Source organism: Pseudomonas sp. LBUM1659, from assembly GCF_059716045.1.
This window is the reverse complement of sequence record NZ_CP166797.1, coordinates 4,739,025-4,765,786: the sequence shown is the minus strand read 5'-3', so window position 1 is coordinate 4,765,786 and position 26,762 is coordinate 4,739,025. Positions and strand designations below refer to the sequence as shown.

General features: G+C 60.1%; 18 protein-coding genes. 7 read left to right on the top strand and 11 right to left on the bottom strand.

All coding sequences use genetic code 11. From position 1 onward, the window contains the following. Positions 1-4 precede the first annotated feature (4 nt). From ACA048_RS21575 to ACA048_RS21565, 3 genes are all read right to left on the bottom strand, one after another. A complete protein-coding gene (locus ACA048_RS21575; RefSeq protein WP_497626197.1) occupies positions 5-874 on the bottom strand; it encodes a DUF6279 family lipoprotein in 870 nt (289 codons plus the stop codon). Between the two features lie 64 nt (positions 875-938). Next, on the bottom strand, positions 939-1,655 hold the full coding sequence (locus ACA048_RS21570) for a TorF family putative porin (RefSeq protein ID WP_497626196.1): 717 nt from the start codon (positions 1,653-1,655) through the stop codon (positions 939-941). 222 nt (positions 1,656-1,877) lie between these two features. Then, complete coding sequence (locus tag ACA048_RS21565; RefSeq protein ID WP_017337097.1) at positions 1,878-2,066, bottom strand: PFL_1563 family small protein; 189 nt, start codon at positions 2,064-2,066, stop codon at positions 1,878-1,880. 351 nt (positions 2,067-2,417) lie between these two features. Here ACA048_RS21565 and ACA048_RS21560 point away from each other — a divergent pair, with 351 nt between their 5' ends. Continuing rightward, positions 2,418-3,254, top strand: coding sequence for a CvfB family protein (locus ACA048_RS21560; RefSeq protein WP_497626195.1), 837 nt, complete (start codon positions 2,418-2,420; stop codon positions 3,252-3,254). A gap of 128 nt (positions 3,255-3,382) precedes the next feature. Further along, positions 3,383-4,315 carry a DMT family transporter gene (locus ACA048_RS21555; RefSeq protein ID WP_497626194.1) on the top strand — a complete coding sequence of 311 codons (933 nt, stop codon included), beginning with the start codon at positions 3,383-3,385 and terminating at the stop codon, positions 4,313-4,315. On the opposite strand, the gene ACA048_RS21550 is transcribed toward ACA048_RS21555, so the two are convergent. After that, positions 4,260-5,441 (bottom strand): MFS transporter, encoded by a 1,182-nt coding sequence (locus ACA048_RS21550; RefSeq protein WP_497626193.1) that lies wholly within the window; start codon positions 5,439-5,441, stop codon positions 4,260-4,262. The genes ACA048_RS21555 and ACA048_RS21550 overlap by 56 nt on opposite strands. A 103-nt stretch (positions 5,442-5,544) precedes the next feature. Between ACA048_RS21550 and ptrR the strand changes: the two genes are divergently transcribed. Continuing rightward, positions 5,545-6,438 carry a putrescine utilization regulator PtrR gene (gene ptrR, locus ACA048_RS21545; protein ID WP_497626192.1) on the top strand — a complete coding sequence of 298 codons (894 nt, stop codon included), beginning with the start codon at positions 5,545-5,547 and terminating at the stop codon, positions 6,436-6,438. Positions 6,439-6,577: 139 nt separating this feature from the next. Continuing rightward, positions 6,578-6,706, top strand: a complete 129-nt coding sequence (locus ACA048_RS21540) for a PA1414 family protein (RefSeq protein WP_007914492.1) — start codon at positions 6,578-6,580, stop codon at positions 6,704-6,706. 228 nt (positions 6,707-6,934) lie between these two features. Here ACA048_RS21540 and ACA048_RS21535 read toward each other — a convergent pair whose 3' ends face one another. The 4 genes from ACA048_RS21535 to speB all read right to left on the bottom strand — a co-directional run bounded on the left by ACA048_RS21535 (position 6,935) and on the right by speB (position 10,606). Continuing rightward, positions 6,935-7,186, bottom strand: a complete 252-nt coding sequence (locus ACA048_RS21535) for an acyl carrier protein (protein ID WP_497626191.1) — start codon at positions 7,184-7,186, stop codon at positions 6,935-6,937. Between the two features lie 55 nt (positions 7,187-7,241). After that, on the bottom strand, positions 7,242-7,967 hold the full coding sequence (locus ACA048_RS21530; protein ID WP_497626190.1) for an MBL fold metallo-hydrolase: 726 nt from the start codon (positions 7,965-7,967) through the stop codon (positions 7,242-7,244). 85 nt (positions 7,968-8,052) lie between these two features. Further along, positions 8,053-9,432 carry a sodium:solute symporter family protein gene (locus ACA048_RS21525; RefSeq protein ID WP_497626189.1) on the bottom strand — a complete coding sequence of 460 codons (1,380 nt, stop codon included), beginning with the start codon at positions 9,430-9,432 and terminating at the stop codon, positions 8,053-8,055. Between the two features lie 223 nt (positions 9,433-9,655). Further along, the gene (gene speB / locus ACA048_RS21520; protein WP_497626188.1) at positions 9,656-10,606 is read right to left on the bottom strand and encodes an agmatinase; all 951 of its coding nucleotides are present in this window, start codon (positions 10,604-10,606) and stop codon (positions 9,656-9,658) included. Positions 10,607-10,909: 303 nt separating this feature from the next. Between speB and ACA048_RS21515 the strand changes: the two genes are divergently transcribed. Both ACA048_RS21515 and ACA048_RS21510 read left to right on the top strand, forming a co-directional pair. After that, the gene (locus ACA048_RS21515) at positions 10,910-11,803 is read left to right on the top strand and encodes a LysR family transcriptional regulator (RefSeq protein WP_007945995.1); all 894 of its coding nucleotides are present in this window, start codon (positions 10,910-10,912) and stop codon (positions 11,801-11,803) included. A gap of 3 nt (positions 11,804-11,806) precedes the next feature. Further along, positions 11,807-12,400, top strand: coding sequence for a tRNA-uridine aminocarboxypropyltransferase (locus tag ACA048_RS21510; RefSeq protein WP_497626187.1), 594 nt, complete (start codon positions 11,807-11,809; stop codon positions 12,398-12,400). Between the two features lie 34 nt (positions 12,401-12,434). Here the strand turns inward: ACA048_RS21510 and ACA048_RS21505 are convergent, their stop codons facing one another. From ACA048_RS21505 to ACA048_RS21495, 3 genes are read right to left on the bottom strand one after another with little or no spacing between them, the layout of a single operon-like run. Continuing rightward, positions 12,435-13,802, bottom strand: coding sequence for an HlyD family type I secretion periplasmic adaptor subunit (locus tag ACA048_RS21505; protein ID WP_497626186.1), 1,368 nt, complete (start codon positions 13,800-13,802; stop codon positions 12,435-12,437). A gap of 9 nt (positions 13,803-13,811) precedes the next feature. Next, positions 13,812-15,971 carry a type I secretion system permease/ATPase gene (locus ACA048_RS21500; RefSeq protein ID WP_497626185.1) on the bottom strand — a complete coding sequence of 720 codons (2,160 nt, stop codon included), beginning with the start codon at positions 15,969-15,971 and terminating at the stop codon, positions 13,812-13,814. A gap of 19 nt (positions 15,972-15,990) precedes the next feature. Further along, the gene (locus ACA048_RS21495; protein WP_497626184.1) at positions 15,991-17,349 is read right to left on the bottom strand and encodes a TolC family outer membrane protein; all 1,359 of its coding nucleotides are present in this window, start codon (positions 17,347-17,349) and stop codon (positions 15,991-15,993) included. Positions 17,350-17,941: 592 nt separating this feature from the next. On the opposite strand from ACA048_RS21495, the gene ACA048_RS21490 reads away from it, so the two are divergent. Next, on the top strand, positions 17,942-26,602 hold the full coding sequence (locus tag ACA048_RS21490; protein WP_497626183.1) for a retention module-containing protein: 8,661 nt from the start codon (positions 17,942-17,944) through the stop codon (positions 26,600-26,602). Positions 26,603-26,762: the final 160 nt, after the last annotated feature.

The following is a 26,762-nucleotide window of genomic DNA, read 5'->3' as shown; positions in this document are numbered from 1 at the left end:
TGGCTTAGCTTTGTTTGGCGGCCTTTAGGCATTTGAGGTCATTGAAATCTTTGCGCACCCCTTCGATTTTCTTCAACAACCGCTGACGCTGAACCGGCGTGCTTTCGGCCATCAAATCCACGATTAACCCCCGGGCCTGAGCCTCGGTGTTGGCGTAGGCCTGGCGATAGGCAGGTGTCCACAAACTCTCGCGATTGACCAGAAGTGTCTCGATTCTCTGTGGGAAATCCGGACTATGGCGCTGGGCAACAGCTGCGCTGAATTGCGTCTGCCAGTGCGCGCGGTTGGCGATCCATTGCGAGTTCTGGTCACCCAGGGCCTTTGACCAGGTGACCACCCGTTGTTGTTGGGTGGGGCTCAGCGGGCCAAGCCAGTCATCCAGACGTTTCTCCATGCGTTCGGCACGTTGCTTGATCTGCTGATCGAGGGACGGTTTGAGGTATTCCTCCTGCCGTTTGCGCAGGTCCTTGGCGAAGGCATCATTCATTTCCGCGACTTGTTTGTCATCCAGCCCCTGTAATAACTCGACCGCCGACGGGGTGATTTCCCGGGCGGTCTGGGCGATGGCTTCTTTGGCTTCCCGCGTGCGGGCTTGCAGCGCGGCGTCGGTGACCTGGTTGGTTTTGACCATGGTTTGCAAGCGGTCCAGCCAATCCATGTAGCCCGGCAGTTGCGTGGTGCAATGCCAGTCCAGGTGTTCCTTGAGACGTTCGTTGAACCAGCCTTTCTGCTCGCCGCTCATGTCCACATAGTCGTTGAGCGTCCACGGAATGATCACGTCGAGGTTGCGGTAGGCCAGGCCCACTCGACTGCACGCGCCGAGGGCAAGGCTCAGGATGAGCAGAGCGGCGAAACGAATGAGCCAGCGCGACATGGGCGGATCCTTGCTAAGCGTAGGTTCTCATGTGAACGCAGGATGAACCCGGCAGTTCAGCTGTTCAATAAAACGTGTGTTCAGCCTTGAGGGTGACCAGCCCGTCGCATTGGCTGTTGTGGCCGGAATAGGCCGAGCAGTTGCTGCCACTGAGGCTTGAATCACTGTAGATCAGGTCCAGATCGATGCCCATGAACGGCCGGGAAAGTTGCACCGACCAATCGGTAAAACTGCCGATATACCCACTGTCGACCGACGCCGGTGTGTAGAGCTGGTGGGTGGTGTACTTCATGCTGATCCCGATGCCGAACGGTTGATTGCCGCCGAGGTCGGCAAACAGTGTCCGGTTCAGTTTGTCGGGGTCATTGCTGAAGGCGGCGCCAAAGCGACTGCCGAGCAGGGTCAGGCCGCCGAAGAGTTGCTGGCTGTCGAGGGTGTCCACTTTCGGATAGCTGTAGTGGATCATTCCTACTTCGTACCCGAGGGTTTGATCGAAGGGTTGTTTAAACCCCAGGTAGGAATCCACTTCAAGGTTCTTGCCCGGACTCAGTCCCATGCTCGGGGCCCATTGGCCGACGTAGACGCCGCTGTCGTGGGTCAGGTCGAGGCCGCCATGGAATGAACCGGTGCTGGACGGCTTGACCAGCCCCTGGGCCATGCTGCGGCTGGGCGTGGTGCCGAGCTTGAGGTCGAAGTCGCCCAGTTCGCGCTGGAAAATTTGCGCGTTGGCAACCGGACATGCCAGCAACGTACAGAGCACTATGAGAGAGGGTTTGAGCATGCGTCACTCCATTGACAGCGAGGAGCAGGAATCGAAAACCTGCTGAAACGCTTGTTCTAGACGTGTGCAAGCATACCGGCGAATGCTCGGCATTGAGGGCCGTTCGTCGATTTTTGAAATATTGATGGGTTTGGAGGGGTGTTGCGGGAGGGTTCCAGTCCAAGCGCTTCGAAGCTCAAAGCGCTTATGGACCAGTTGACGCGGCGGATCTTAGGGGGAGTGTTACTTCTTGCCCAAAGTGATCTGCTTGGACGGGCCGAACGTCTGGCCGCTGACGCCTTTGGCAATTTGCTGGATTTCACCACCGGACTTGAGGAACGCAGCGATCTGGTTGTTGATCGATTCGCTGGTTTCAACGGCTGGAGCTGGCTTTGCTTTGCTGTTGGATGCTTTTACACGCATGGCGGCCATTAACCTGTAGAAATTAACTTGGCCAGGCATCGTACAGGAAATACTTGACAATTGCTTGGCTAATATCCCCTCAAAATACACATCGCTGGGCTGTAATTTATCTCGGATCATTATCTGAAATAGGTCTCTAACTCGCTGTTTTAAATAAGAACGTTGACGAAAAGAGCCCGCGCATGAATGGGCTGGCAGGTGAAAATCTCACCTCGTCGGGCTGACGAGTGGCGAGGTACTCGGAGGCAACGCCCAGGAAAATCAAGGTTCGCAGAGTATTTTCTTCCACCACCGGGCCGGCCAGCGAACGTCGTCCGCAAAACCGGGTAGAATGCCGCCCACGTAATGAGGGTATTTGAAATGGCTTTAGTCGGGCGTTACAACAGTTTGCAAGTGGTTAAACACACTAACTTCGGTTTATATCTGGACGGTGGGGCGGATGGCGAAATCCTTTTGCCTAATCGTTATATCCCCAAAGATATTCCCAGCGAAGATGAAGACTGGCTCAACGTTTTTATTTATCTGGACAGCGATGACAAACTCATCGCAACTACCGAAAAGCCGAAAGTTCAGGTCGGTGAATTCGCCAGTTTGAAAGTCGTTGAAGTCAACAGCATCGGCGTTTTCCTGGATTGGGGTCTGCCGAAGGACCTGCTGCTGCCATACTCCGAAGAAAAACGCCAAATGACCGCCGGTGAGTATGTGGTGGTGCATGTCTACCTCGACAAGCATACCCGTCGTATCACCGCGACCGCGCGCCTGGATCGCTACCTGGACAAGACCCCGGCCAGCTATACCCCTGGCCAGGAAGTGGATTTGCTGGTGGCCGAAGCGACCGACATGGGCTTCAAGGCAATCATCAACAACAAGCACTGGGGCTTGATCCACAAGAACGAGGTCTTCAAGTTCATGCGGGCCGGTAAAGAAGAGAAAGGCTTTATCAAGGAAGTCCGCGCCGACGGCAAGATCAGCCTGAGCCTGCAACCCGTAGGCGAAGAAGCGGCCACCAGCCTCAACTCGAAAATCCTCGCCAAGTTGCGTGAAAACAACGGCACCCTGCCGGTCAGCGACAAGAGTGATCCGACAGTGATCACCAGTATGTTTGGCGTCAGCAAAGGCAACTTCAAGAAGGCCATCGGTGCGCTGTACAAGAATGGCCAGATCGTCATTCACGCGGATCGCATTGAACTAAGCTGACCTCGCATCGGCCCCCTGTAACGCGATTGCATCGGGCTGGACTGTGATAAAAAGCCCCGGCCCCTGTGCCGGGCTTTGTTTTTATTCTGCCGAGTTTCTGCCATGGATTGTGTTGTCGAGGTGTCACGATGAGCGCCAGCCGGCGTAGCGCCGACGGATTTGCCCTGCAAGTGATGATCGGGTTGTGTCTGATCTGGGGCGTACAGCAGGTGATAATCAAGTGGGCGGCGCCCGACATCGCACCGGTCATGCAGGCGGTGGGGCGGTCGGGCATTTCCGCATTGCTCGTCGGATTGCTGATCTGCTGGAAGGGTGGCTGGGATCAGGTCGGCGTCACGTGGCGCGGCGGCTTGTTGGCCGGTGCGCTGTTTGGTCTGGAGTTCTTCTTCATCTCCGAAGGCTTACAACTGACCACGGCGGCGCACATGTCGGTGTTCCTCTACACCGCGCCGATTTTCACCGCGTTGGGCGTGCATTGGTTACTGCCGAGTGAGCGTTTAAGGCCTTTGCAGTGGCTGGGAATTTTCCTCGCTTTCGTCGGGATCGCCATCGCGTTTGCCGGTGGCGTGTCCTGGGATAACCTCGATCACCGCATGTTGATGGGCGATGCGCTGGGCGTACTGGCCGGTGCCGCCTGGGGCGCAACCACAGTGGTGGTGCGCGCTTCGCGCCTGTCGGAAGCGCCGGTGACACTCACGTTGTTCTATCAACTGATCGTCGGTTTCGTCGGTCTGATGCTGATCGCGATCCTCAGCGGCCAGGTCACTCACGTCAGCCTGACCGCGGTGGCAGTGACCAGCGTGCTGTTCCAGGGATTGGTGGTGTCGTTCTTCAGTTACCTGACCTGGTTCTGGCTGTTGCGTCGTTATCTGGCGGCGAACCTGGCGGTGTTTTCGTTCATGACGCCGCTGTTCGGCGTCACGTTCGGGGTGGTGTTGCTGGGTGAAGAACTGAGCCTCAACTTTGTCATCGGCGCCGTGCTGGTGTTGCTTGGCATCACGTTCGTCAGCGCTGAACAGTGGGTTCGCCGTCGTTTGCGCAAAGCCCTCGGGCAGTCCTGACCGGGCGCAGCAACAGGCTGCCGGCGATGAGCAATCCGCTCCCGGCAATGATCAAGGCGGGCTGCAAACCGCCACTGAAATGGCTGCTCAGGGCGGCCAGCAACGGCCCGGCGAGCTGACCCGCGGCGAAGCACGCGGTCAGCAACCCGGCGTTGCGCTGGGTGGCGTGGGGCGCCAGTTCGCGGGAACGTTGCATCACCAATTGCATGCAGGCCAGAAACGGCGTGCCGCACAGCATCACCCCCAGCGCCAACCCCGTACCGCTCCCCAACAGGCAGGCGAAGACCCCGGCGGCTTGCAGCCACAAGGTGATCATCAGCCAATGGCGTGTGCCATTCAGGGACTGTCGACGCAGGCTCACCAGCACCACGCCGACAGCCGACGCCAAGCCGAAGCACGGCCAGAACAGGTCGGCCTGCCAATGCCCGTGAAACTGCGCGTTGGCCATTTGTGATAGGAACGTGGCGGGGATGATGTAGCCCAGACCGTACAAGCCATAGATCACACTCATTCGAGCGATGCCCTGATTATCCGACGAGACCGCGATGGGAGCGGCCGCCAGCGTCGCCGCGGGTTGTGGCAAAAACGGCAGAATCCCCAGCAGCATCGCCAGCGCTACGCCGGCATACACCAGCCACAACGTCGCGGAGGTCTGCCCCAACAGGTTCGAACCCAAGGCCAGTAAACCCGTGAGAAAAATCCCCAGGCCCGGTCCGGCAAATACCAGCGCGCCCAACCGTGGACGACCAGCCGCTACCGCCAATGGCTGGCTCAATGCGGTGATCATCACCAACACCCAGGCGCTGGCCACGCCGGTGCCAAAGCGCAACAGCAGATGCGACCAAAACCCGTTGGCCCAGAACGACGCCAGGGTCAGCAACACACAGAGCCACAACCCTCCCAGCAAGCGCTGACGGACTTGCGCCGGTCTGCGCGAGAACATCGCATCCAGCGCGCCGACGAAGTAGCCAAGGTAATTGGCGGCGGCAATCAGGCCCGCTGCGGTCAGGTCGATCTGACCTTCGCTGAGCAAGTGCGGCATTTGCGGAGTCAGCGCGAAGCGCCCGATGCCCATGGCCATCATCAGGGCGATAAAACTGGCGAGTAAGCGAATCAGCGCGGACATAATCTGAGTTCCAGTAAAGGATCAATGACCGTCAGGCTAGGACTGTTTGACTTTCATTAAAAATGAATAATAGTGAGTAACTTGTTCTGAATTGGAGAAGGTCGTGGAGTTCAGCCAATTGCGGATCTTCCAGGCGGTGGCGCAGGAGGGGTCGATCACCCGTGCTGCCGAACGTTTGCATCGGGTGCCATCCAACCTGTCGACACGGCTGAAACAACTTGAGGAGCAGCTCGGTGTAGAACTGTTCGTCCGCGAACGTCAGCGTTTGCAGTTGTCGCCTGCGGGAAAAGTCCTGCTGGACTACACCGCCAAGCTGTTCGCCCTACATGACGAAGCCAGTGCGGCAGTGCAGGGCGGGCAACCGGCCGGGGACTTCGTGCTCGGCACCATGTACAGCACGGCGGCGATTCATCTGCCGGGGTTGTTGGCGCGTTATCACCGCAATTACCCGGCGGTAAACCTGCAAGTGCAATCGGGGCCAAGCGGCGAACTGCTTGAAGGTCTGCTCAGCGGTCGGCTGGATGCGGCGCTGGTGGACGGCCCGCTGGAGTTCGCGGGGCTGGACGGCGTGCCGTTATGCGACGAGCGGCTGGTGCTGATCACGGAGGCCGAGCACTCGCCGGTACGCACTGCGCTGGATGTGGAAGGGCGCTCGGTGTTCACCTTTCGCCAGGGTTGTTCCTACCGGATGCGCCTGGAGGCCTGGTTCGCCCATGACCACGCCGCCATGGGGCGGGCGATGGAGATCGAATCCTATCCGGGAATGCTTGCGTGTGTGATTGCAGGCTCGGGCGTGGCGTTGATGTCGGAGTCGATGCTCGCCAGTCTGCCGGGTCGCGAGAGCGTGGCGGTGCACCCTTTGGCGGAACCATTTGCGAGCGCGACGACGTGGCTGATGTGGCGCAAGGGCATGGTCGGGGCCAATTTGAACGCGTGGATCGAGCAGCAGCAGAAGGTCTATCCGTCGGCACTGGTTCAGGCCCAGGCGATTGCTTGAACTACCGGTCAGGTATTTTGTTCAATTCAGTAACAGATCATTGCGTCTTTTGATGAGCATTGCGTAGGACTTCGGACTATTATCAGTGCGAAGCGGCCTCAGAATTCCGGTCGCTCGGCACTACCCTGAAGGGGGCACCATGAAAGAGAAAATCCAAAACTGGCTGCACGATCTGGGTGTTGCACTCGGTTTGATCGAACCGCCTCTGCAACCTGTGCCTATTCGTACGGACGACGAACAGCGCCGACGTCAGCAACGCCGCCGGTAACAGCGGGTAAGTCTGGCAGTTCACCTGTGGTGAAGGAGCTTGTTGTGGCGAGGGGGCTTGCCCCCGTTCGAGTGCGCAGCACTCGTAATTAGCCTAATGAGGTCTTCCTGATACAACTCGGGTGAATGGATTGGGGCCGCTTCGCGGCCCAACGGGGCGATGCGGCGTTCCGACAAACCCCCTCGCCACAAATGCACCTGCCACAAAAGGAGTGTTTGAAAACCCGTCTCAATGCCGCCCGATCTCAATCAAAAACCGACTCAAATCATTCGCCGTCCTGGCGGTCTTGAGCAGCCGGTCTTCCTCCGCCGTAAACGCCGTCAACCCCAGCTCATCCTCCAGATGGAAGATCAGCTCTTCGATGTCCTCTTTTTCCAATCCCAACTCCGCCAGGCTGGCATCATCGCTGAAGTCATCCCGGCCCTCCAGCACGCGGCTGATGAACTGGTGGACGGCGAGGCGAACGGCGGCTCTTTTCATGGTCGTTCTTCGAGGACGATAGTGTTGTTGGCCCTGCGCTTGAGTACAGCAGGCTTCAGTCGTGTGAGCGCTGCCACTCGTCAATCATCGTGCGCAAATGCTCCCCCGAGAAACTGCCGAAATGCCCGCCATGCACCGTGCGCACAGGCAACTCACGCAGGCGTTGCAGGCTGCGGGCGTAGTCGTCGAGGTTGGAGTGGTAGGCGTCTTCGACCAGCGGGCCGTCGTAGATGATGTCGCCACTGAACAGGGTCTCGGTCGCCGCTTCATACAGGCTGATGCCCCCCGGTGAATGCCCCGGGGTGTGCAGCACTTGCAGCACGCGGTCGCCCAGGTCCAGTACATCGCCTTCTTCAATCATGCCCGTGGCGGGTGCCGCTTTGACCCGGTATTCGGCGTAGCACAACGGGCAATCTGGGTGCGCTTCGAACATGTCGTCACCGACAAAGGCTTTGCTCAAATCGTTGTCGCCGTCTGGTGCGGCGAGGATGTCCGCCTCAGCCGGGTGCACCAGCCGTTCGGGGAACTCGTGATGCCCGGCGATGTGATCGAAATGGCAATGACTGGCCACCGCCACCAGCGGCCGTTCGGTGATCCACGGCAATTGTTCGCGCAGGCTGACCAGCCCGGAACCGCTGTCCAACAGCAAATCTTTGTTACGGCCTTGAATGTGCCAAAGGTTGCAGCGATAGAAAGGCCGGATGTAGGGCTCGTGAATCAGGCGTATACCGTCGCTGAGCTGTTTCACCTCGAACCACAGATCGCGGCTGACGATCTTCATAAACACTTTTCTCCAGACGAAAAAAAACGGGTGTGGCAACCGACGCCACACCCGCCGAAGAAAGCATCAAGTTGTTATGTTCAGCTTAGGCGGCACTGGCCTGAGCTGCCGGGCGACGGGACATCAGGCTGACCAGCACGAAGCTCACCAGACCAACGCCGAGGCTGTAGTAGATCGGGGTATTGGCATCCAGGCCGTCCTTGAACATGAACACCAGCGCAGTGGCGAAGCCCATGCCCATGCTGGTGATTGCGCCGGCGGTGGTTGCGCGTTTCCAGAAAATCGCACCCATCAGCGGGATCAGCATGCCGCCCACCAGCAGGTTGTACGCCAGGGTCAGGGCGCTGATCACGTCATTCACGACCAGAGCGATGCCGAGTACGACGATGCCGGTCAACAGGGTGAACAGGCGGTTGATGCGCAGGCTCGACGGTTTACCGCCACGCAGTTTCGGCAGCATATCTTCGGTCAGGGTGGTGGCAGCGGCGAGCAGGCCGGCACTGGCGGTGGACATCATGGCGGCCAGGGCCGCGGCGATTACAAGACCACGAATACCGTCCGGCAGGGACAGTTTGACGATGGCGGCGAAGGCGTTGTTGACGTTGTCCAGGTCCGGGATCAGTACGTGAGCAGCCATGCCGATCAGGGCACAGGCCAGTCCGTAGAGGATGCAGTAGAAGCCTGCGAACGTACCGGCAACCTGAGCCACTTTGGCGGTCTTGACGGTGAACACACGCTGCCAGATGTCTTGGCCGATCAGGATCCCGAAGAAGTAGATCATGAAGTAGGTGATGATGGTGTCCCAGCCAATCGTGGTGAAACTGAAGGCGGTGGCCGGCAGTTTCAACACCAGCTCATCCCAACCGCCAACGCGATACAGACAGATTGGCAACAGGATGAACATCAGGCCTACGGTCTTGATCACGAACTGGACGATGTCGGTCAGGGTCAGGGACCACATGCCGCCGATTGCGGAGTAGATCACCACCACGCCGCCGCCGACCAATACCGAGACCCAGAACGGTAGATCAAACAGCACTTGCAGCACGGTGCCGATGGCCAGGATCGAGGTCACGCCGATCATCAGCGCGTACGCCAGCATGATCACTGCGCTCGCAGAGCGGGCCATCGGGTTGTAGCGTTTTTCCAGCACTTGGGTAACGGTGTAGATCTTCAGTTTCAGCAGCGGTTTGGCGAGGAACAGGTTCAGCGCCACAATCCCGCAACCGAGGGCCGCGCAAAGCCAGAAACCGGAAATGCCATGAACGTAGCCCAGACGTACGGTGCCGACGGTGGACGCGCCGCCCAGAACGGTGGCGGCCATGGTGCCCATGTACAGGCTCGGGCCGAGGTTACGACCGGCGACCAAAAAGTCTTCGTTGGTCTTGGCCTTGCGCATGCCGTAGTAGCCGAGTATCAGCATCGCGGCGGCGTAGATGAGTACGACGAATAAATCCAAAGCCATGATGGCGTGTCTCCGATTGTCTTTTTTATAGTGAAACAAAGGTGTTTCTGTTCTCTGTGGGCGCGAGCCTGCCCGCGAAAACGGTTTTTCGGTCACATCAACGTTGGATGTGCCGCCGTCATCGCGAGCAGGCTCGTTTCCACAAGGGAACAGTTGTCAGGTTGACTGACGCAGTTCAGGTTTTGCCGTGGTGCTGGTGATCATGTACGTTCGTGACCCATCCTTAGCGGTGGACCACACCCGGCAGTACGCAGAGCATTTCGTACAGCAGGTTGGCAGCCAGCAGCGAGGTGTTGCCAGTAGTGTCATAAGCGGGCGAGACTTCTACCAGATCGCAACCGACCAGGTCGAGGCCTTGGCAGCCGCGAACGATTTCAATCGCTTGAATGGTCGTCAGACCGCCGATTTCCGGGGTGCCGGTGCCAGGCGCCCAGGCCGGGTCGATGCCGTCGATGTCGAAACTCAGGTACACCGGACCGCCACCGACTTTCTCGCGAACTTCGGCCATCAACGGGGCCAGGGACTTGTGCCAGCATTCTTCGGCCTGAACCACGCGGAAGCCCTGATTGCGGCTCCAGTTGAAGTCGTCAGCGGTGTAGCCTTGAGCGCGCAGACCGATTTGCACCACGCGGTCGCAATCCAGCAGGCCTTCTTCGACGGCGCGGCGGAAAGTGGTGCCGTGGGCGATTTTCTCGCCGAACATGTGATCGTTCACATCGGCGTGCGCATCGATGTGCACCAGGCCGATCTTGCCGTGCTTTTTATGAATGGCACGCAGGATCGGCAGGGTGATGGTGTGGTCGCCGCCAAGGGTCAGGGGGATCACATCGTGTTCGAGGATCTTGTGGTAGGACTCTTCGATGATCCGTACCGCGTCCAGCAGGTTGAACGTGTTGATTGCCACGTCACCGATGTCGGCCACCGACAGAGAATCGAACGGAGCAGCTCCGGTCGCCATGTTGTACGGGCGGATCATCACCGATTCAGCGCGGATTTCGCGAGGTCCGAAACGGGTGCCAGGGCGCAGCGAAGTGCCGATGTCCAGTGGCACGCCAATGAAGGCAGCGTCCAGACCGGCAGCGGAATCTAAATGGGGGAGTCGCATCATGGTGGCGATGCCGCCGAAGCGCGGCATTTCATTGCCGCCCAGTGGTTGGTGAAGAATCTTGTCCACGGGTAGGGCCTCATCGTCGTTGTTTTATTTATGTCGGTTGCACAGGTCCGGATAGGCACAGGCACCGCTGGGAAACGATTCTGCGAAATGTAGTGGCCGGGAAGAATCGCTACGGGCAAATACTTAGTTCAGATTTTTCTAAACTAATGGCTCGGGCAGCGATAGACTCGCTGCTGATCGGAGCGGACGCTCTGCGTGGGAATGCATCCCGTGACGCTCCGCGTCACAACCCCGGAGCGGACGCAGAGCGTCCGAGGCGGCATTCCCACGCAGAGCGTGGGAACGATCTTTGGAGAGAGCCCCATGGCCAACGCTTTACCCGACCTGAAACTTTTGCGCATCTTCGTCAGCGTGGTCCGTCATCAAGGGTTCGCCAACGCCCAGCAAGAACTCAACCTCTCGACGTCGGCCATCAGCACCTACATGAGCCAGCTTGAAGCGGCCCTCGGTCTGGTGCTCTGCCATCGCGGTCGTGGTGGGTTCAGCCTGACCAGCAAAGGCGAACTGTTTCATCAGGAAACCCTGCGTCTATTGGGCGAGCTCGAAGGCTTCGAGCAATACGCCGCAGCCCTCAAGGGCGAACTGCGCGGCACGCTGAACCTTGGCGTGATCGACTCAACGGTCAGCGACAAGGCCTTGCCCTTCGCCGAAGCCATCGGCGCCTACAGCCAGGAACACCCGGCGGTGCATTTGCATTTGTCGGTGATGAGCCCGTACGAACTGCAACTCGGTGTGCAGGACAATCGCCTCGACCTGGCCATCGGCGCGTTCTCCACGCGCATGAGCGGCCTGGTCTACATGCCGCTTTACCGCGAGCAGCACTGGCTGTATTGCAGCAGCCGGCATCCGCTGTTCACCGAGCGGCGTATCCCTGAGCAAGTCATCACCCAGCAACGGATGGTTGGCCGGGGTTACTGGAGCCAGGCCGAACTGGCGCGTCACGGTTTCAAACACAGCGCGGCGACGGTGGAGAGTATGGAGGCACAGCTGATTCTGGTGCTGTCCGGTGCCTACATCGGTTACCTGCCGGAGCACTACGCTCAGGCCTGGGCGGACAAGGGCGATTTGCGTGTGTTGCTGCCGGCGACCTTTGGTTATCAGGCGCCGTTCTCGATGATCGTGCGCCGCGGCCGCAGTCGCGAACCGCTGATCCAGACCTTTCGCGACCTGCTCAAAGCACAACTGAATCAGGCTTGATCCATGTCCAGAATCCAGTGTCCCCGTTGCCTGCGCCCGCAAACTCATTGTTTGTGCCCGCTGATCCCGTGTCTCGATAGCCGCACCCGAGTGCTGTTTTTGCAGCATCCGAGCGAAGTCAACCATGCACTGAACACGGCGCGGCTGGCGGCGTTGGGCTTGAACAATGCCGAACTGATCGTCGGTGAGGTGTTCGAGGATTTGCCGGCGCTGTTGAATCAACCGGGGTATCAGGCGCGGTTGTTGTTTCCGGGCGAGGACGCGCAGCCGATGCCAACCTATACGGCGACTGACGAGCCGCTATTGCTGGTCGTCCCGGACGGCACCTGGCGCAAGGCGCGCAAGATGCTGCACCTCAATCCACTGCTGGCTGCGTTGCCGAGGGTGACGTTGGCGGATGGCGGGGTATCGCGATATCGATTGCGCAAGGCACCGGGGCCGGGGGCGTTGTCGACGGTGGAGGCGATCGTGCAGGCGCTGCAAACGCTGGAAGCGCCGGGCACGTTTGAGCCATTGTTGAAACCGTTCGAGGCGTTGATTGAAGGGCAGATCGCGGCGATGGGGGAGGAGATCTATTTGAAGAATCACGGACAATGATCGTTCCTACGCGGAGCGGGGGAACGATCATTGGTTAGCGCTCGCGCATCGCCTCAGTCCGGGCTTTCAACACCGGTTTGAGCAGGTAATCCAGCACGCTCTTCTCGCCCGTGATGATGTCCACCGTGGCAACCATCCCCGGAATGATCAGCAACGGTTTCACATCCCCGCCCAAGTGGTTTTTATCCGTCCGAACCTGAATCAGATAGAAACTGTTGCCCTTGTCATCGGTGATGGTGTCGGCGCCGATCAGTTCAAGTTTGGCGCTCAACCCGCCATAAATCGTGTAGTCGTACGCGCTGAACTTGACCATCGCTTTCTGCCCCGGATGCAGGAACGCCACGTCCTGCGGCCGCACTTTGGCCTCGATCAGCAAGTTGTCTTCCAGTGGCACGATTTCCACCATGTCGCTGCCGGGCTGAACCACACCGCCGATGGTGTTGACCTTCAGCACTTTGATAATGCCGTGAACCGGCGACACCACTGTCGTGCGCGTCACGCGGTCATCGATGGCGATACTCGATGCTGTGATTTTCGACAGGTCGGTGCGTTTCTCATTCAGCTCCTTTGCCGCGTCAGAACGGAAGGATTGTTCCGACTCGTCGATCTTGCTTTTGATCTCGTTGATCGCCGCTTCTGCCCGGGGAATCGCCAGCGTCGTCGCATTCAGCGAGCCGCGGATCTCCACCGCACTGCGTTTGAGACGCAGGATTTCCACCGGTGAAACCGCCCCGGTGCCCACCAGTGGCGTGGACATGTTCATCTCTTGTTGGAGCAGCGCCAGACTGGAGCTGAACTGTCCCTGTTTGGAACGGAATTCTGCCAGTTCCTGGGTTTTTTGCCGAAGTTGTTCGCTCAGCGTGCGCTGCTCACTGGCAAGTCGACGCTGGCGTTGTTCGTACAGCGAGCGCTCGTCCTCGGCCACTTGCGGTGCCTTGGCGATCACTTCATCTGACAGCTTGAACGGGCGTCCTTCCGCTTCTGCCGACAGCCGTTCAACCTGCGCCGTCAGTGCATAACGATCCGCTTCGCTCTCGCCTTTGTTCGACAGAAACCGCGTGTCATCCAGGCGCAGCAACGTGTCGCCTTTGTTCACCATTTGCCCTTCGCGGACGAAGATCTCGGTGACGATGCCGCCCTCCAGGTTCTGGATCACCTGGACCTTGCTCGACGGAATCGCCTTGCCTTCGCCCATAGTGACTTCTTGAAGCACCGCGAACTTGGCCCACACCACAGCACTGATAATCAGCCCCGCCGCCAGCCACACGGTAATCCGCGACCAGCGGGGGGAATCTTGCAACGAGGCGCTGGCCGTTTCCGGCATGAATTCACTCTCGGCGGTTTTACTGAAACTGCCGAAGTAGCCCCGGTCTTTTGGTGTGTCGGATGATGAACGGGCCATGGGGCGCTCCTAGACAGCCGCAGAGCCGACACGGCCCTTGCGCAGTGCATCGATGACCGCTTCTTTCGGACCGTCGGCGACGATCCGTCCGTTATCCAGTACCACCAGTCGATCCACCAGGCTGAGCATCGAGGTGCGGTGGGTGACCAAAAGCAGGGTTTTGCCCTGGACCCAGGTGTGGAGTTTTTGCCGCAGAACGTCTTCGCTGCTGTTGTCCATCGCGCTGGTCGGTTCGTCGAGCAACATGATCGGCGGGTCGAGCAACAAGGCCCGCGCCAGCAACACGGCCTGACGTTGCCCCCCAGACAGCAACTGTCCGCGTTCGCCGACCGGACGATCAAACCCTTGCGGATGCTGACGGGCGAGTTCGGTGACGCCGGTCAACTCGGCCACTTCGAGCATCCGCGAATCGCTGATGTAGCGGGCGCCCAGGGTCAGGTTGTCGCGCAGGCTGCCGGCCAGCAGCGGCAGGTCATGGGCGACGTAACCGATCTGTTGGCGCAGGTCCGCGACATCCAGTTGCCTCAGGTCCAGACCGTCGAGCAGCAACTGGCCTTCTTCTGGCGCGTAGAACCCCATGACCAGTCGCGCCAGGGTGCTTTTACCCGAACCACTGCGACCGATGATGCCGATGCGTTCGCCCGGCTTCATGCTGAAGCTGACGTTGGCCAGCGCCGGTGCGTTCTGGCCGTTGTAGTGGAAGGTCACGTCGCTGACGTCGAGCGCGCCTTGCAGTTGTGTGCGCTCCAGCGGCCGCTGTTTCGCGTCGCGTTCCTGCGGCAGGCCCATCAGCGCATCGGTGCTTTTCATGGTCAGTTGCGCTTGCTGGTAGCGAGTGATCAAACCGGCAATCTGCCCCAGTGGCGCGAGCACGCGGCTACCAAGCATGTAAGTCGCCACCAGCGCCCCCACGCTGAGGTTGCCGGCGATGATGCTGTAGACCCCGGCGACGATGGTCGCCATGCCGGAGAATTGCTGGATAAACAAGGTGCCGTTGGTGGCTACCGCCGAGAGGTTGCGCGCGTGGCTGTCGAGGCGGGTGAGGGCGCCGTGGGTGCTTTCCCATTTGTGCTGGCGCTCGCTCTCGGCGCTACAGGCCTTGAGGGTTTCGAGGCCGCCGAGGGTTTCGATCAGCAAGGCCTGGCGTTCGGCGCCCAGGCTCAGGCTTTTTTGCACGGTGTCGCGCAGGCGCACCTGGATCACCATCGCGAAGATGATCGTGATCGGAAACGCCAGCAACGGAATCACCACCAGCCAGCCGCCGAGCAAGCCGATCACCACCAGCATCAACACGGCGAAGGGCAGGTCGATCAGGCTGGTCAAGGTGACGGCGGTGAGAAATTCCCGCAGGCCCTGGAAGTCATGAATGCTCTGGGCAAAACCGCCGATGGTCGCCGGGCGGGCTTTCATCGACATGCCGGTGATGCGCTCGAACAAGGTCGCCGACAGGATCACGTCGGTTTTCTTCCCCGCGGTGTCGAGCAAATGCGCGCGTACGACCCGCAGCACCAGTTCGAAACCGGTGCCGATCAGCAAGCCGATCGACAACACCCACAAGGTCGAGGTGGCCTGGTTCGGCACCACCCGATCGTAGGTCTGCATCACGAACAGCGGCACCATCAACCCGAGCAGGTTGATCAGAAAGCTCGCCAGAATCGCATCGCTGTACAGCCATTTCGACAGTTTCAGCGTGTCGCGAAACCACGCTTCCACACGCGGCACCAGGGGCGAGCGCAAGTCTTCGAGTTCATGGCGTGGCCGGGCAAACAAGGCCTGGCCACTGTAGTTTTCGGCCAGCTCTTGCGTGCTGACCCATTGTTCACCGCCGTCGGCCTCGCTGGGCAGGATCAGCACCTGACCATCATCGCCAAAGCGTCGCAGGATGGCCGTGCGGCCGTTGTTGAGGATTAACATCACCGGCAAGTTGAGGGCGCAAATATCCCCCAGTTCACGGCGCAGTACACGCGCCTGCAAACTGGCCCGGGCCGCTGCACGCGGCAGCAGGTCCAGGCTCAAGCGTTGTTTGTTCAGGGGTAGCCCAGCACTCAGGCTGGCGCGACTGACGGTCGCGCCGTGCAGTTTGCAGAGGATCAACAGACCGTCCAGGAGCGGGTCATCGAAGCTGAGGCGCGGATCGACACCGGTGTTGCCGGATTCCATGCTGGTCACATTGATCGCTCCCAGTGAGCTACTTCATGTCAGGCAAACGGGCTTCGTTTTTCACTTCGGAGGAGGCGATTGCATCGGCGGGCAACACTACCCGTTGCTTGCTCAGCAACTCACCCATACCGGCCAGCACGCGGTACATCGAGTATTCCTCGGTGTAGCGCACTTCGGTGTAGCGGCGGTTGGCGTTGTAGAGCTCGTTTTCACTGTCGAGCAAGTCGAGCAGTGACCGCTGACCCAGGCCGAACTGGTCCTGATAGGCAATGCGCACGCGTTTACTGGTTTCGGCGTATTCGCGCGCGGTAGGGGTTTGTTTCTTCGCATTGACCATGGCGTTCCAGGCCAGGTTCATGTTCTCGTTGAGCTGGCGCAGGGCGTTGTTGCGGATGTCCATCGCCTGGTTGATCTGGTGTGCATCGGAAGCCAGGCGCGCCTTGTCACTGCCGCCGCGGAACAGGTTGTAGTTCATCACCACACCCACGCGCCACTCGTTGTCGTGACCTTCATCGCCCTGCACGTTGTTGTTTGCGACCACCGCGGCTTCGGCGTCGAGGCGTGGGTAGAACGGCGATTTGGCGACTTCGTACTGGCTCTCGGCCGATTGCACGTCGGCCTGCGCGGATTTCAGGTACGGGTTGTTGGCCACCATGCTCTGCTGGGCTTCCGGCAGGGTGACGGGCAGCTCACCGCGGGTCGATGGCGGCGTTTCGAGCTCATCGGGCAGGCGCCCTACGACGCTGAAGAAGTTCGACTCGGCGTCCGCCAGGTCGACTTCAGCGGTATCGAGGTTGTTTTGTGCCAGTGCCCGGCGCGCGCCGGATTGATCGGAGTCGGCGTTGCTGCCGACGCCGCGCTGGGTGCGCAGGCCGATCTGGTCGTTGACACGCAAGTGGGCTTGCAGGTTGTTCTTGGCCAGGGTCACCAGTTCGCGGCGCTTGAGCACTTCGAGGTAAACCTCGATGGTGCGCAGGGCCAGGTCCTGGGCGGTGCCTTGTGCGTAATAGGCCCGAGAGTTGACCACGTCTTTGGTGCGATTAACTTCGTTCGAGGTGCTGAAACCGTCAAACAGCATCTGCCGCAAGCGCAATTCCGACTGGGTGTAATTCATGGTTTCGGTGTTGTGTTTGTCGAATTGCCGGGTGTTGGTGTTATCGCTGCGCGCCCGCCCGTAGGCGCCAGTCAGATCAACTGATGGATAAAAGCCCCCTTTGGCAACGTTCACCTGTTCATCCGCGGACAGGCGCGAGTCCACCCGCGAGGCCAGTTCAGGATGGGTTGCGATAGTGCTTTGGATTGCCTCGGTCAATGACATGGCTTGAGCGCTGGAAGAGCAGGCAATGGCCAGCAGAACCGCGCTGCAAAGGGGGGTTAAAACGCGCATGGGTGTATCTCCCTGAATTCCTGATGGTGCTTATCAGTCGCCAATTATTTGACGGCATTTATAGGTAAAATCGTTTCACCGTTGTAACAACAGAGCTAAGAACATTCTAGAGGATAGCTAAGAAATATTTCTCATTACTTTTATGCCAAAAAAAACTTATGCCGTCAGCAAAATCCAGCACATTGTTCAGTGCGAAAGCCTTTGAATTATCAGCTTTAGGGAGCTTTCAAAGGTTTTTTGAAAAATTCAAGCCACTTATCGACATAGGGCTGGGAAGTGCTGGAGGGGAGGGCAGCGTAACGGTTTTTGAGTGACGGTTTTTTGTCGCTTGGTTGATTCAGGACTGTTACGCATCGTTCACCAGGCTAGTTGCGACGCAAGTGGGCCCCGAAGCCATTGATTGCAGAGGGTTTATCCCACTGTTGCCGACGCTGCGGTTGAGCGACACGCTGGGCGAGCACATCGCCAGGGCAACGGCTTACTCAGGTAAACGCGCCCTGCAGGCGATCCGCTCGGCTACCTGCTTTAAACCATGAGCACTTTCTTCGAAAAAACAGGATGCCGACAGCTGTTGGCAGCGGAGGAAGTGCACATGGCTACGCTCATCGGTATCGTCAGTAAGGTCATTGGTCAGGTATTCGCGGTAGCGAGCGACGGCACCCGGCGCGCGTTGGTCGAGGGCGATCGATTGTTCGCCGGTGATCAACTGGTCACCGGAGCCGAAGGCGCGGTGGCGGTCCATCTGCAAAATGGTGAGGAACTGACCCTCGGGCGTGGCAGCAGCCTGCAAATGAGCCCGCAGCTCCTTGCGAATGAGTCGCCGCATGTCGGCACATCTGAGGCGGTGACGCCGAGCGAAGTGCAGCTGACCGATGTCGAACAACTGCAAAAAGCAATCGCAGCGGGCGCTGACCCGACGCAGACCGCTGAAGCCACTGCGGCAGGGCCTGGCTCGACCCCGGCGGGCGATGGTGCGTCGGGCGGCGGCCACACTTTTGTCTTGCTGGAAGAGGTGGGCGGGCGGGTCGATCCGACGATTGGCTTCCCGACGGCTGGGTTTGGCAGCATCCCGGAATTTCCCGAAGAACGGCACAATGCCGATATCCAGAACGCCGACGACACCCCGGCCGTGGTGGCGCCCCCGCCAACGACCGTCAACAATCCGGTCACGCTCGTCGGCCTGTCGGTCGCAGGCGGGGAACTGACCTTCAACGAAGCCAGCCTGCCCAACGGTTCCGCGAGTAATCCGAGCGCGTTGACACAGAACGGCACGTTCAGTGTGTCGGCGCTGGACGGGCTGAACAGCCTGAGCATCGGCGGCATCAATGTCATCACGGGTGGTGTGGCCGCGGGCGTTCCTCAGTCGATCACTACGCCACAGGGCAACACCCTGACCATCACGTACGACCCGGCCACTGGCGTGGTGAGTTACAGCTTTACCCTAAATGGAAACGTCACGCATCCGGCTGGCGACGGTACCAACCCCCTCATCGAGCAGCTCACCGTGGTGGCCGGCGACAGCAACGGTGACACCGTCACCGGCACGCTGGACGTCAACATCACTGACGACGTGCCCAAGGCTGTCGATGACAGCAACGCCAGTACCGCATCGGAAACCCTGCAGACCCTGACCGGCAGTGTGCTGCCGAACGACACGCAGGGCGCAGACCGCATTCCTGTTGGCCCCAACAGCGGCCCAGTCATTGGCGGCACCTTCACCGGGACCTACGGCACCCTGGTGCTCAATCCGAACGGCACTTACACCTACACGCTGAACACCAGCGATGCCGACTTCAAAGCGCTGCACGGCGGTGGCAGTGGCACAGAAACCTTCCCCTACACGCTGACTGATGCTGATGGCGACACCAGCACTGCCAACCTGGTGCTGCAAATCCACAACAACGATGACCCGATTACGATGGGGGGCCTCAACGGCAACGGCGGCGAACTGACTGTCTCCGAGAAAAACCTGAGCCTTGGCAGTGCACCGGACTCCGCTGCGCTGACCCAAAGCGGCACCTTTACCATCACCGCCCTCGACGGCGTGCAGACGCTCGATGTCGGCGGCCTTCATGTGGTGGTCGGTGGCGTGCCCGCGGGCTTCCCGCAATCAATCGTCACGCCATTGGGCAGCACGCTGACCATCACTGGGTTCGACGCCACCACGGGCGTGGTCAGTTACAGCTACACCCTGGCCGACAACGAAGCTCACCCAACCGGCAACGACGCCAACTCACTGCCAGAGCAATTCGCCGTAACCGTGGTGGACGACAACGGCACCACCGCCAATGGCACGCTCGACGTCAACATCGTCGATGACCTGCCTCAAGCCGTGAACGACAGCAACGCTGGCACCGCATCGGAAACCCTGCTGACCCTCAACAGCAACGTGCTGACCAACGACGTCCAAGGCGCCGACCGCGTGACCATTGGGGAAAATACCGGCCCGATCACTCCTGGCACCTTTGCCGGGACTTACGGCACCTTGGTGCTGAACGCCAATGGCACGTACACCTACACGCTGAACACCAGTGATGCCGATTTCAAAGCGCTGCACGGTAATGGCAACGGCACCGAAACCTTCGCCTACACCATCACCGATGCCGACGGCGACACCAGCACTGCCAACCTGGTGCTGCAAATCCACAACAACGATGACCCGGTCACCCTCGACGGCCTCAACGTCAACGGTGGCGAACTCACCGTCTTCGAGAAAAACCTGAGCCTTGGCAGTGCCCCGGACTCTGCTGTGCTGACCCAAAGCGGCACCTTCACCATCATCGCTTTGGACGGCGTGACGACGCTGACTGTCGGCGGCATCGCGGTAGTCACCAACGGTGTGGCGGTTGGGTTCCCGCAATCTGTCACGACTCCGTTGGGGAGCACGTTGACGATCACGGGGTTCAACGCCACGACTGGCGTCGTGAGCTACAGCTACACCTTGGATCACAACGAAGCGCATCCAACCGCTAACGACGCCAACTCACTGCCAGAGCAATTCGCCGTAACCGTGGTGGATGACAACGGCACCACCGCCAATGGCACGCTCGACGTCAACATCGTCGATGACCTGCCTCAAGGCGTGAACGACAGCAACGCTGGCACCGCATCGGAAACCCTGCTGACCCTCAACGGCAACGTGCTGACCAACGACGTGCAAGGCGCCGACCGCATACCGACCGGCCCCAATGCCGGTCCGATCACCCCTGGCACCTTTGCCGGGACTTACGGCACTCTGGTGTTGAACGCCAACGGCACCTACACCTACACCCTGAACACCAGCGATGCCGATTTCAAAGCGTTGCACGGCAATGGCAACGGCACGGAAACTTTCGCCTACACCATCACCGATGCCGACGGCGACACCAGCACCGCCAACCTGGTGCTGCAAATCCACAACAACGATGACCCGGTCACCCTCGACGGCCTCAACGTCAACGGTGGCGAACTCACTGTCTACGAGAAAAACCTCGGCGACGGCAGCAGTCCCGATACCCCGGCGCTGACCCAAAGCGGCACCTTCACCATCACCGCCCTCGACGGCGTGCAAACCCTGAGCGTCGGCGGCATCAACGTGGTGGTGGGCGGTACCGCCGCCGGCTTCCCGCAATCCATCGTTACGCCATTGGGCAGCACGCTGACCATCACCGGGTTCGACGCCACCACGGGCGTAGTCAGTTACAGCTACACCCTGGCCGACAACGAAGCTCACCCAACCGGCAACGACGCCAACTCACTGCCAGAGCAATTCGCCGTAACCGTGGTGGATGACAACGGCACCACCGCCAACGGCACGCTCGACGTCAACATTGTCGATGACCTGCCTCAAGCCGTGAACGACAGCAACGCGGGTACTGCGTCGGAAACCCTGCTGACCCTCAACGGCAACGTGCTGACCAACGACGTGCAAGGCGCCGACCGCATACCGACCGGCCCCAATGCCGGTCCGATCACCCCTGGCACCTTTGCCGGGACTTACGGCACTCTGGTGTTGAACGCCAACGGCACCTACACCTACACCCTGAACACCAGCGATGCCGATTTCAAAGCGTTGCACGGCAATGGCAACGGCACGGAAACTTTCGCCTACACCATCACCGATGCCGACGGCGACACCAGCACCGCCAACCTGGTGCTGAAGATCCACAACAACGACGATCCGGTGGTCCTCAAAGGGCTCGATGTTTATGGCGGCGAACTGACCGTCTATGAGAAAAACCTCAGTGACGGCACCAACCCGAACACCCCGGCCCTGACGAAGAACGGCACCTTCACCGTGACCGCGCTCGATGGTCTGCAAACCCTCGATGTCGGTGGCATTCATGTGGTGGCCGGTGGCGTGCCCGCAGTCTTCCCGCAATCGATCGTCACAACGCTGGGCAACACGCTGACCATCACCGGGTTCAACGCCACCACCGGCGTCGTCAGCTACAGTTATACCTTGGTGGATAACGAAGCCCATCCAGCCGCCAACGGTGCCAACAGCATCACCGAAAACTTCAATGTGGTGGCGACAGACACAGACGGCAGCACCGCGACCAACCAGATCAACGTCAACATCGTCGATGACCTGCCGACCGCCCACCCGGATCACACGTCGGTAGCGGAAGGCGCAACTGTCTCGGGCAATGTGCTGGACAACGACATCGGCGGCGCCGATGGCCCGGCCCTGACGGGGGCCGTGGTGGGCGTGCGTGCCGGCAACGACACCTCGACCTCGGCCATCGGTGGCCTGGGCTTGAACATCGGTGGCACCTACGGTTATCTGACGCTGGATGCCAACGGCAACGCCGTGTATCACAGCAATCCCAATGCGGTGAGTGGTCCGGGCGCGACCGACGTTTTCACCTACACCGTGCGCGATGCCGACGGTGACGAAAGCACCACCACCATCACCATCGACGTGTCGAACAGCTGCATCACGGCGGCCCGCGATACTGATGTGACGGTCTACGAAAAAGCTCTGGACCTGAACAAGGACGGGCAGGACCTGGCGGCTGGTACCGTCGTCGGCAGCGACCCGACCAGCACCGGCGAAACCGCCAAGGGCACGCTGGTTGGCTCGGTCACCGGTGCGACGGGCGCGATCACTTACACCCTGGTGAGCAGCGCTACGGGCAACTATGGCCAGATCCAGCTCAACGCTAATGGCACGTACACCTACACCCTGACGTCGCCGGCGACGACCACGCCGCATGCCGATAACGGCGCAAATACGCTGACCGAAAGTTTCACCTACCTGGCGACTGATTCGCTGGGCAACAGCACCACCAGTTCCATCGTGGTGAGCATCGTCGATGACGTGCCAAAAGCCGTGAATGACACGAACCTGAGCCCCGCGACGGAACACGTGCTGGCCCTCACCGGCAACGTTCTGACCAACGACATTCAAGGTGCAGACCGCGTAGCGACCGGACCGAATGCCGGACCGATCACGCCGGCCACGCTGAACGGCACTTACGGCACGCTGGTGCTCAATGCCGATGGCACCTACACCTACACGCTGAACCCCAATGATGCAGACTTCAAAAACTTGCACGGCGGCGGCAATGGCACGGAAACCTTTACCTACACCTTCACCGATGCCGACGGCGACACCAGCACTGCCAACCTGGTGCTGCAAATCCACAACAACGATGATCCGGTCACCCTCGACGGCCTCAACGTCAACGGCGGCGAACTGACCGTCTACGAGAAAAACCTCAACTACGGCACCGCCCCGAACACCCCGGCGCTGACCCAGAACGGCACCTTCACCGTGACCGCACTCGATGGCCTGCAGACCCTCGATGTCGGCGGCATTCATGTGGTGGCCGGTGGCGTGTCCGCAGGCTTCCCGCAATCGATCATCACAACACTGGGCAACACGCTGACCATCACCGGGTTCAACGCCACCACCGGGGTCGTCAGCTACAGCTATACCCTGGTGGATAACGAAACTCATCCAACCGCCAACGGAGCCAACAGCCTCACCGAAAATATTGATGTGGTGGCCACGGACACCAACGGCAGCACCGCCTCAGGTCAGATCAACGTCAACATCGTCGATGACCTGCCGACCGCCAACCCGGATCACACGTCGGTAGCGGAAGGCGCAACCGTCTCGGGCAACGTGCTGTATAACGACATCGGCGGCGCCGATGGCCCGGCCCTGACGGGGGCCGTGGTGGGCGTGCGCGCCGGCAGCGATACCTCGACCTCGGCCATCGGTGGCCTGGGCCTGAACATCGGTGGCACCTACGGCTATCTGACGCTGGATGCCAACGGCAACGCCGTGTACCACAGCAATCCCAATGCGGTGAATGGTTCGGGCGCGACCGACGTTTTCACCTACACCCTGCGCGATGCCGACGGCGATGAAAGCACCACCACCATCACCATCGACGTGTCGAACAGCTGCATCACGGCGGCCCGCGATACCGACGTGACGGTCTACGAAAAAGCCCTGGACTTGAACAAGGACGGTCAGGACCTGGCGGGTGGCACCGTCACCGGCAGCGCCCCGGGCAATACCGGGGAAACCGCCTCCGGGACGCTGGTCGGTTCGGTCACCGGTGGCAGCGGCGCGCTCACCTACAGCCTGGTTGGCAGTGCCACCGGCGCGTACGGGCAGATCCAGCTCAACGCCGACGGCACGTACACCTACACCCTGACTTCGGCACCCAAAACGTCGCCGAACGCCAACGACGGGCCAAACACCCTGAGTGAAAGTTTCACCTACAAAGCCACCGATGCCCTGGGCAACAGCACCACCAGCACCATCGTCGTCAATATTGTCGACGACGTGCCCAAAGCGGTGGCGTCGGATCGCTCCGTGGCAGCGGTGGAAATCGACTCCAACGTGCTGATCGTGCTCGACATCTCCGGCAGTATGGCCGATGCCTCCGGTGTGCCGGGCGTGTCGCGGCTGGCGTTGGCCAAATCGGCCATCAGCGCCTTGCTCGACAAGTACGACGACCTTGGCGATGTGAAAGTGCAGCTCGTCACCTTCAGCAGCAACGCCACCGACAGAACCACGGTGTGGGTCGACGTGGCAACCGCGAAGTCGATCCTTACCGGCCTGACAGCGGGTGGTGGCACCAACTACGATGCTGCTGTGGCCACCATGCAGACGGCGTTCAATACGTCCGGAAAACTGACCGGTGCACAGAACGTCGGCTACTTTTTCTCCGACGGCAAACCCAACGAAGGCGACATCGGCACCAACGACGAAATCGCCCTAAAAGCCTTCCTCGACGCCAACGGCATCAAGAACTATGCGATCGGCCTAGGCAGCGGTGTGAGCAACGCCAACCTCGACCCGTTGGCCTATGACGGCAGTACCCACACCAACACCAACGCGGTCGTAGTGACTGATCTCAACCAGCTCAACTCAGTGCTCTCGGGCACCGTGGTCGGTGCGCCAGTCACCGGAACATTGCTGGAGGGCGGTACGTTCGGCGCCGATGGCGGTTTCATCAAAACTATCGTGGTCGATGGCACCACCTACACCTATGACCCTAAAGGCAACACCAACCAGGGTTCGCTGACCTTCAGTGGCGGCGATAATCACGGCACGTTCAACACGGTGAACAACAGCATCAGCATCGCCACCAACAATGGCGGCACCCTGGTGGTGAACCTCGACACAGGCGAGTACAACTACACCTCGCAAAAATCCACTGCGGTGGTCATCACCGAAAACATCGGCTTCACCGCCAGCGACAACGACGGCGACCTGGCCAGCTCCACGCTGACGGTCAAAGTCATTCCGAACGCGGCGCCGGTGGCGATCGATGACCACATCATCACCAATGTGGGATCGAGCAACATCGCGGTGCCGGGCGAGTTACTGCTGGCCAACGACACCGATGCCGACAAGGATCCGCTAACCGCCTCACCCACCAACTTCAATACCGGTTGGGTGATCAAGGGCGCTGACTTCACCGGAACCGGCGCGATCAATTTCGCTGCCACCAACAATGTTGCGGCCAACCAGGTCCTGGCGGATGTGCGCAGTGCCTTTGCGGCCAACACCGCCGCGATGACGGCGCTACTGGTGATCAGCGGGTATCTGGGGCAGGTGACAGCCAACAACGCCAATGATGAAGACCTCATCACCGTGAAGCTCAAAGCGGGTGAAACCCTCAATCTGGATCACAGCCTGGCGGCCGGGCACATCACCATGGAGTATTCCCTCAATGGTGGCGCCTTCGTCAGCATTGCGGACGGCGGGACGATCACAGCGTCGGCGGATGGGACCTACCAGATCCATATCACCAACATCGAAAACACCAGTGGCGGTAATGCCAAAGGAGACGAGGGCTACCAGCTGACCATGACCGTCAACTACGCGGGCGCCCACGACATCACACAGGACGCTCACGGCACCTACACCGCCAACGACAACCACGGCGGCAGCGACAGCGCTGCCGTGACCATCAGCTACCAGGATGGCCACACCCTCACCGGCACGGCGGGCGATGACGTGTTGGTGGCAGGCACCGGCAACAACGTCATCAATGCCGGCGACGGCAACGACGTACTCACCGCCGGCACCGGCAACAACGAACTGCACGGCGGCGCCGGCAATGACTTGCTGTTCAGCGGCATCGGCAACGACCTGCTCGACGGCGGCACCGGCATCGACACCGCGAACTACGCCCATGCTACTGCCGGAGTCACGGTCGACCTGAACCTGGCCACTGCGCAAAACACCGGAGGTGCCGGCACTGACACCCTCACCGGCATCGAAAACCTGGTCGGCTCCAACTTCAACGACAGCCTCACGGGCGACAACAACAGCAACTTCTTCAACGGCGGTTTGGGCGACGACATCCTCAAGGGGGGCGGCGGTGATGACTTCCTGATCGGCGGTCTGGGCAACAACACCCTCACCGGCGGGGCAGGGACCGACACCTTCCAGTGGCTCAAAGGCAACAGCGGCCACGACGTCGTCACCGACTTCACCCCCGGCACCGACAAACTCGATTTGTCGCAACTGCTGCAAGGCGAAAACGGCACCGCGGCTTCGCTGGATGACTACCTGCACTTCAAAGTCGTGGGCAGCGGCGCCTCGGTGCTCACCAGCATCGACGTCAGCGCCATGGCCGGCGCTACGCCGAACCAGACCATCGACCTGGCCGGCGTCGACCTGGCCAACCATTACGGTGTCACACCGGGAGCGGGCGGAGTGGTGGCGGGTGGGCATGATACGGCGACCATCATCAATGGCATGTTGAATGACCATTCGTTGAAGGTGGATACCGTGTGACCTGAAAGCTGAAACAACAAAACCCGCCATTCCTGGGTAAGGAATGGCGGGTTTTTTGTTGCCTGTGACACCGCCATCGCGAGCAGGCCCGCTCCTACATTCGATCTTCAGCGAACACAAAACAAGTAAACGACACAAAACAACTGTAGGAGTCGGCTTG

Excerpts from the sequence above, each read along its gene's own strand:
- ACA048_RS21525 (WP_497626189.1), bottom strand. The coding sequence starts at position 9,432 with ATGGCTTTGGATTTATTCGTCGTACTCATCTACGCCGCCGCGATGCTG.
- ACA048_RS21560 (WP_497626195.1), top strand. The coding sequence starts at position 2,418 with ATGGCTTTAGTCGGGCGTTACAACAGTTTGCAAGTGGTTAAACACACT.
- ACA048_RS21540 (WP_007914492.1), top strand. The coding sequence starts at position 6,578 with ATGAAAGAGAAAATCCAAAACTGGCTGCACGATCTGGGTGTTGCACTC.
- ACA048_RS21505 (WP_497626186.1), bottom strand. The coding sequence starts at position 13,802 with ATGGCCCGTTCATCATCCGACACACCAAAAGACCGGGGCTACTTCGGC.
- ACA048_RS21575 (WP_497626197.1), bottom strand. The coding sequence starts at position 874 with ATGTCGCGCTGGCTCATTCGTTTCGCCGCTCTGCTCATCCTGAGCCTT.
- ACA048_RS21550 (WP_497626193.1), bottom strand. The coding sequence starts at position 5,441 with ATGTCCGCGCTGATTCGCTTACTCGCCAGTTTTATCGCCCTGATGATG.
- ACA048_RS21530 (WP_497626190.1), bottom strand. The coding sequence starts at position 7,967 with ATGAAGATCGTCAGCCGCGATCTGTGGTTCGAGGTGAAACAGCTCAGC.
- ACA048_RS21565 (WP_017337097.1), bottom strand. The coding sequence starts at position 2,066 with ATGGCCGCCATGCGTGTAAAAGCATCCAACAGCAAAGCAAAGCCAGCT.
- ACA048_RS21535 (WP_497626191.1), bottom strand. The coding sequence starts at position 7,186 with ATGAAAAGAGCCGCCGTTCGCCTCGCCGTCCACCAGTTCATCAGCCGC.
- ACA048_RS21515 (WP_007945995.1), top strand. The coding sequence starts at position 10,910 with ATGGCCAACGCTTTACCCGACCTGAAACTTTTGCGCATCTTCGTCAGC.
- ACA048_RS21495 (WP_497626184.1), bottom strand. The coding sequence starts at position 17,349 with ATGCGCGTTTTAACCCCCCTTTGCAGCGCGGTTCTGCTGGCCATTGCC.
- ACA048_RS21490 (WP_497626183.1), top strand. The coding sequence starts at position 17,942 with ATGGCTACGCTCATCGGTATCGTCAGTAAGGTCATTGGTCAGGTATTC.
- ACA048_RS21555 (WP_497626194.1), top strand. The coding sequence starts at position 3,383 with ATGAGCGCCAGCCGGCGTAGCGCCGACGGATTTGCCCTGCAAGTGATG.
- ACA048_RS21510 (WP_497626187.1), top strand. The coding sequence starts at position 11,807 with ATGTCCAGAATCCAGTGTCCCCGTTGCCTGCGCCCGCAAACTCATTGT.
- ACA048_RS21570 (WP_497626196.1), bottom strand. The coding sequence starts at position 1,655 with ATGCTCAAACCCTCTCTCATAGTGCTCTGTACGTTGCTGGCATGTCCG.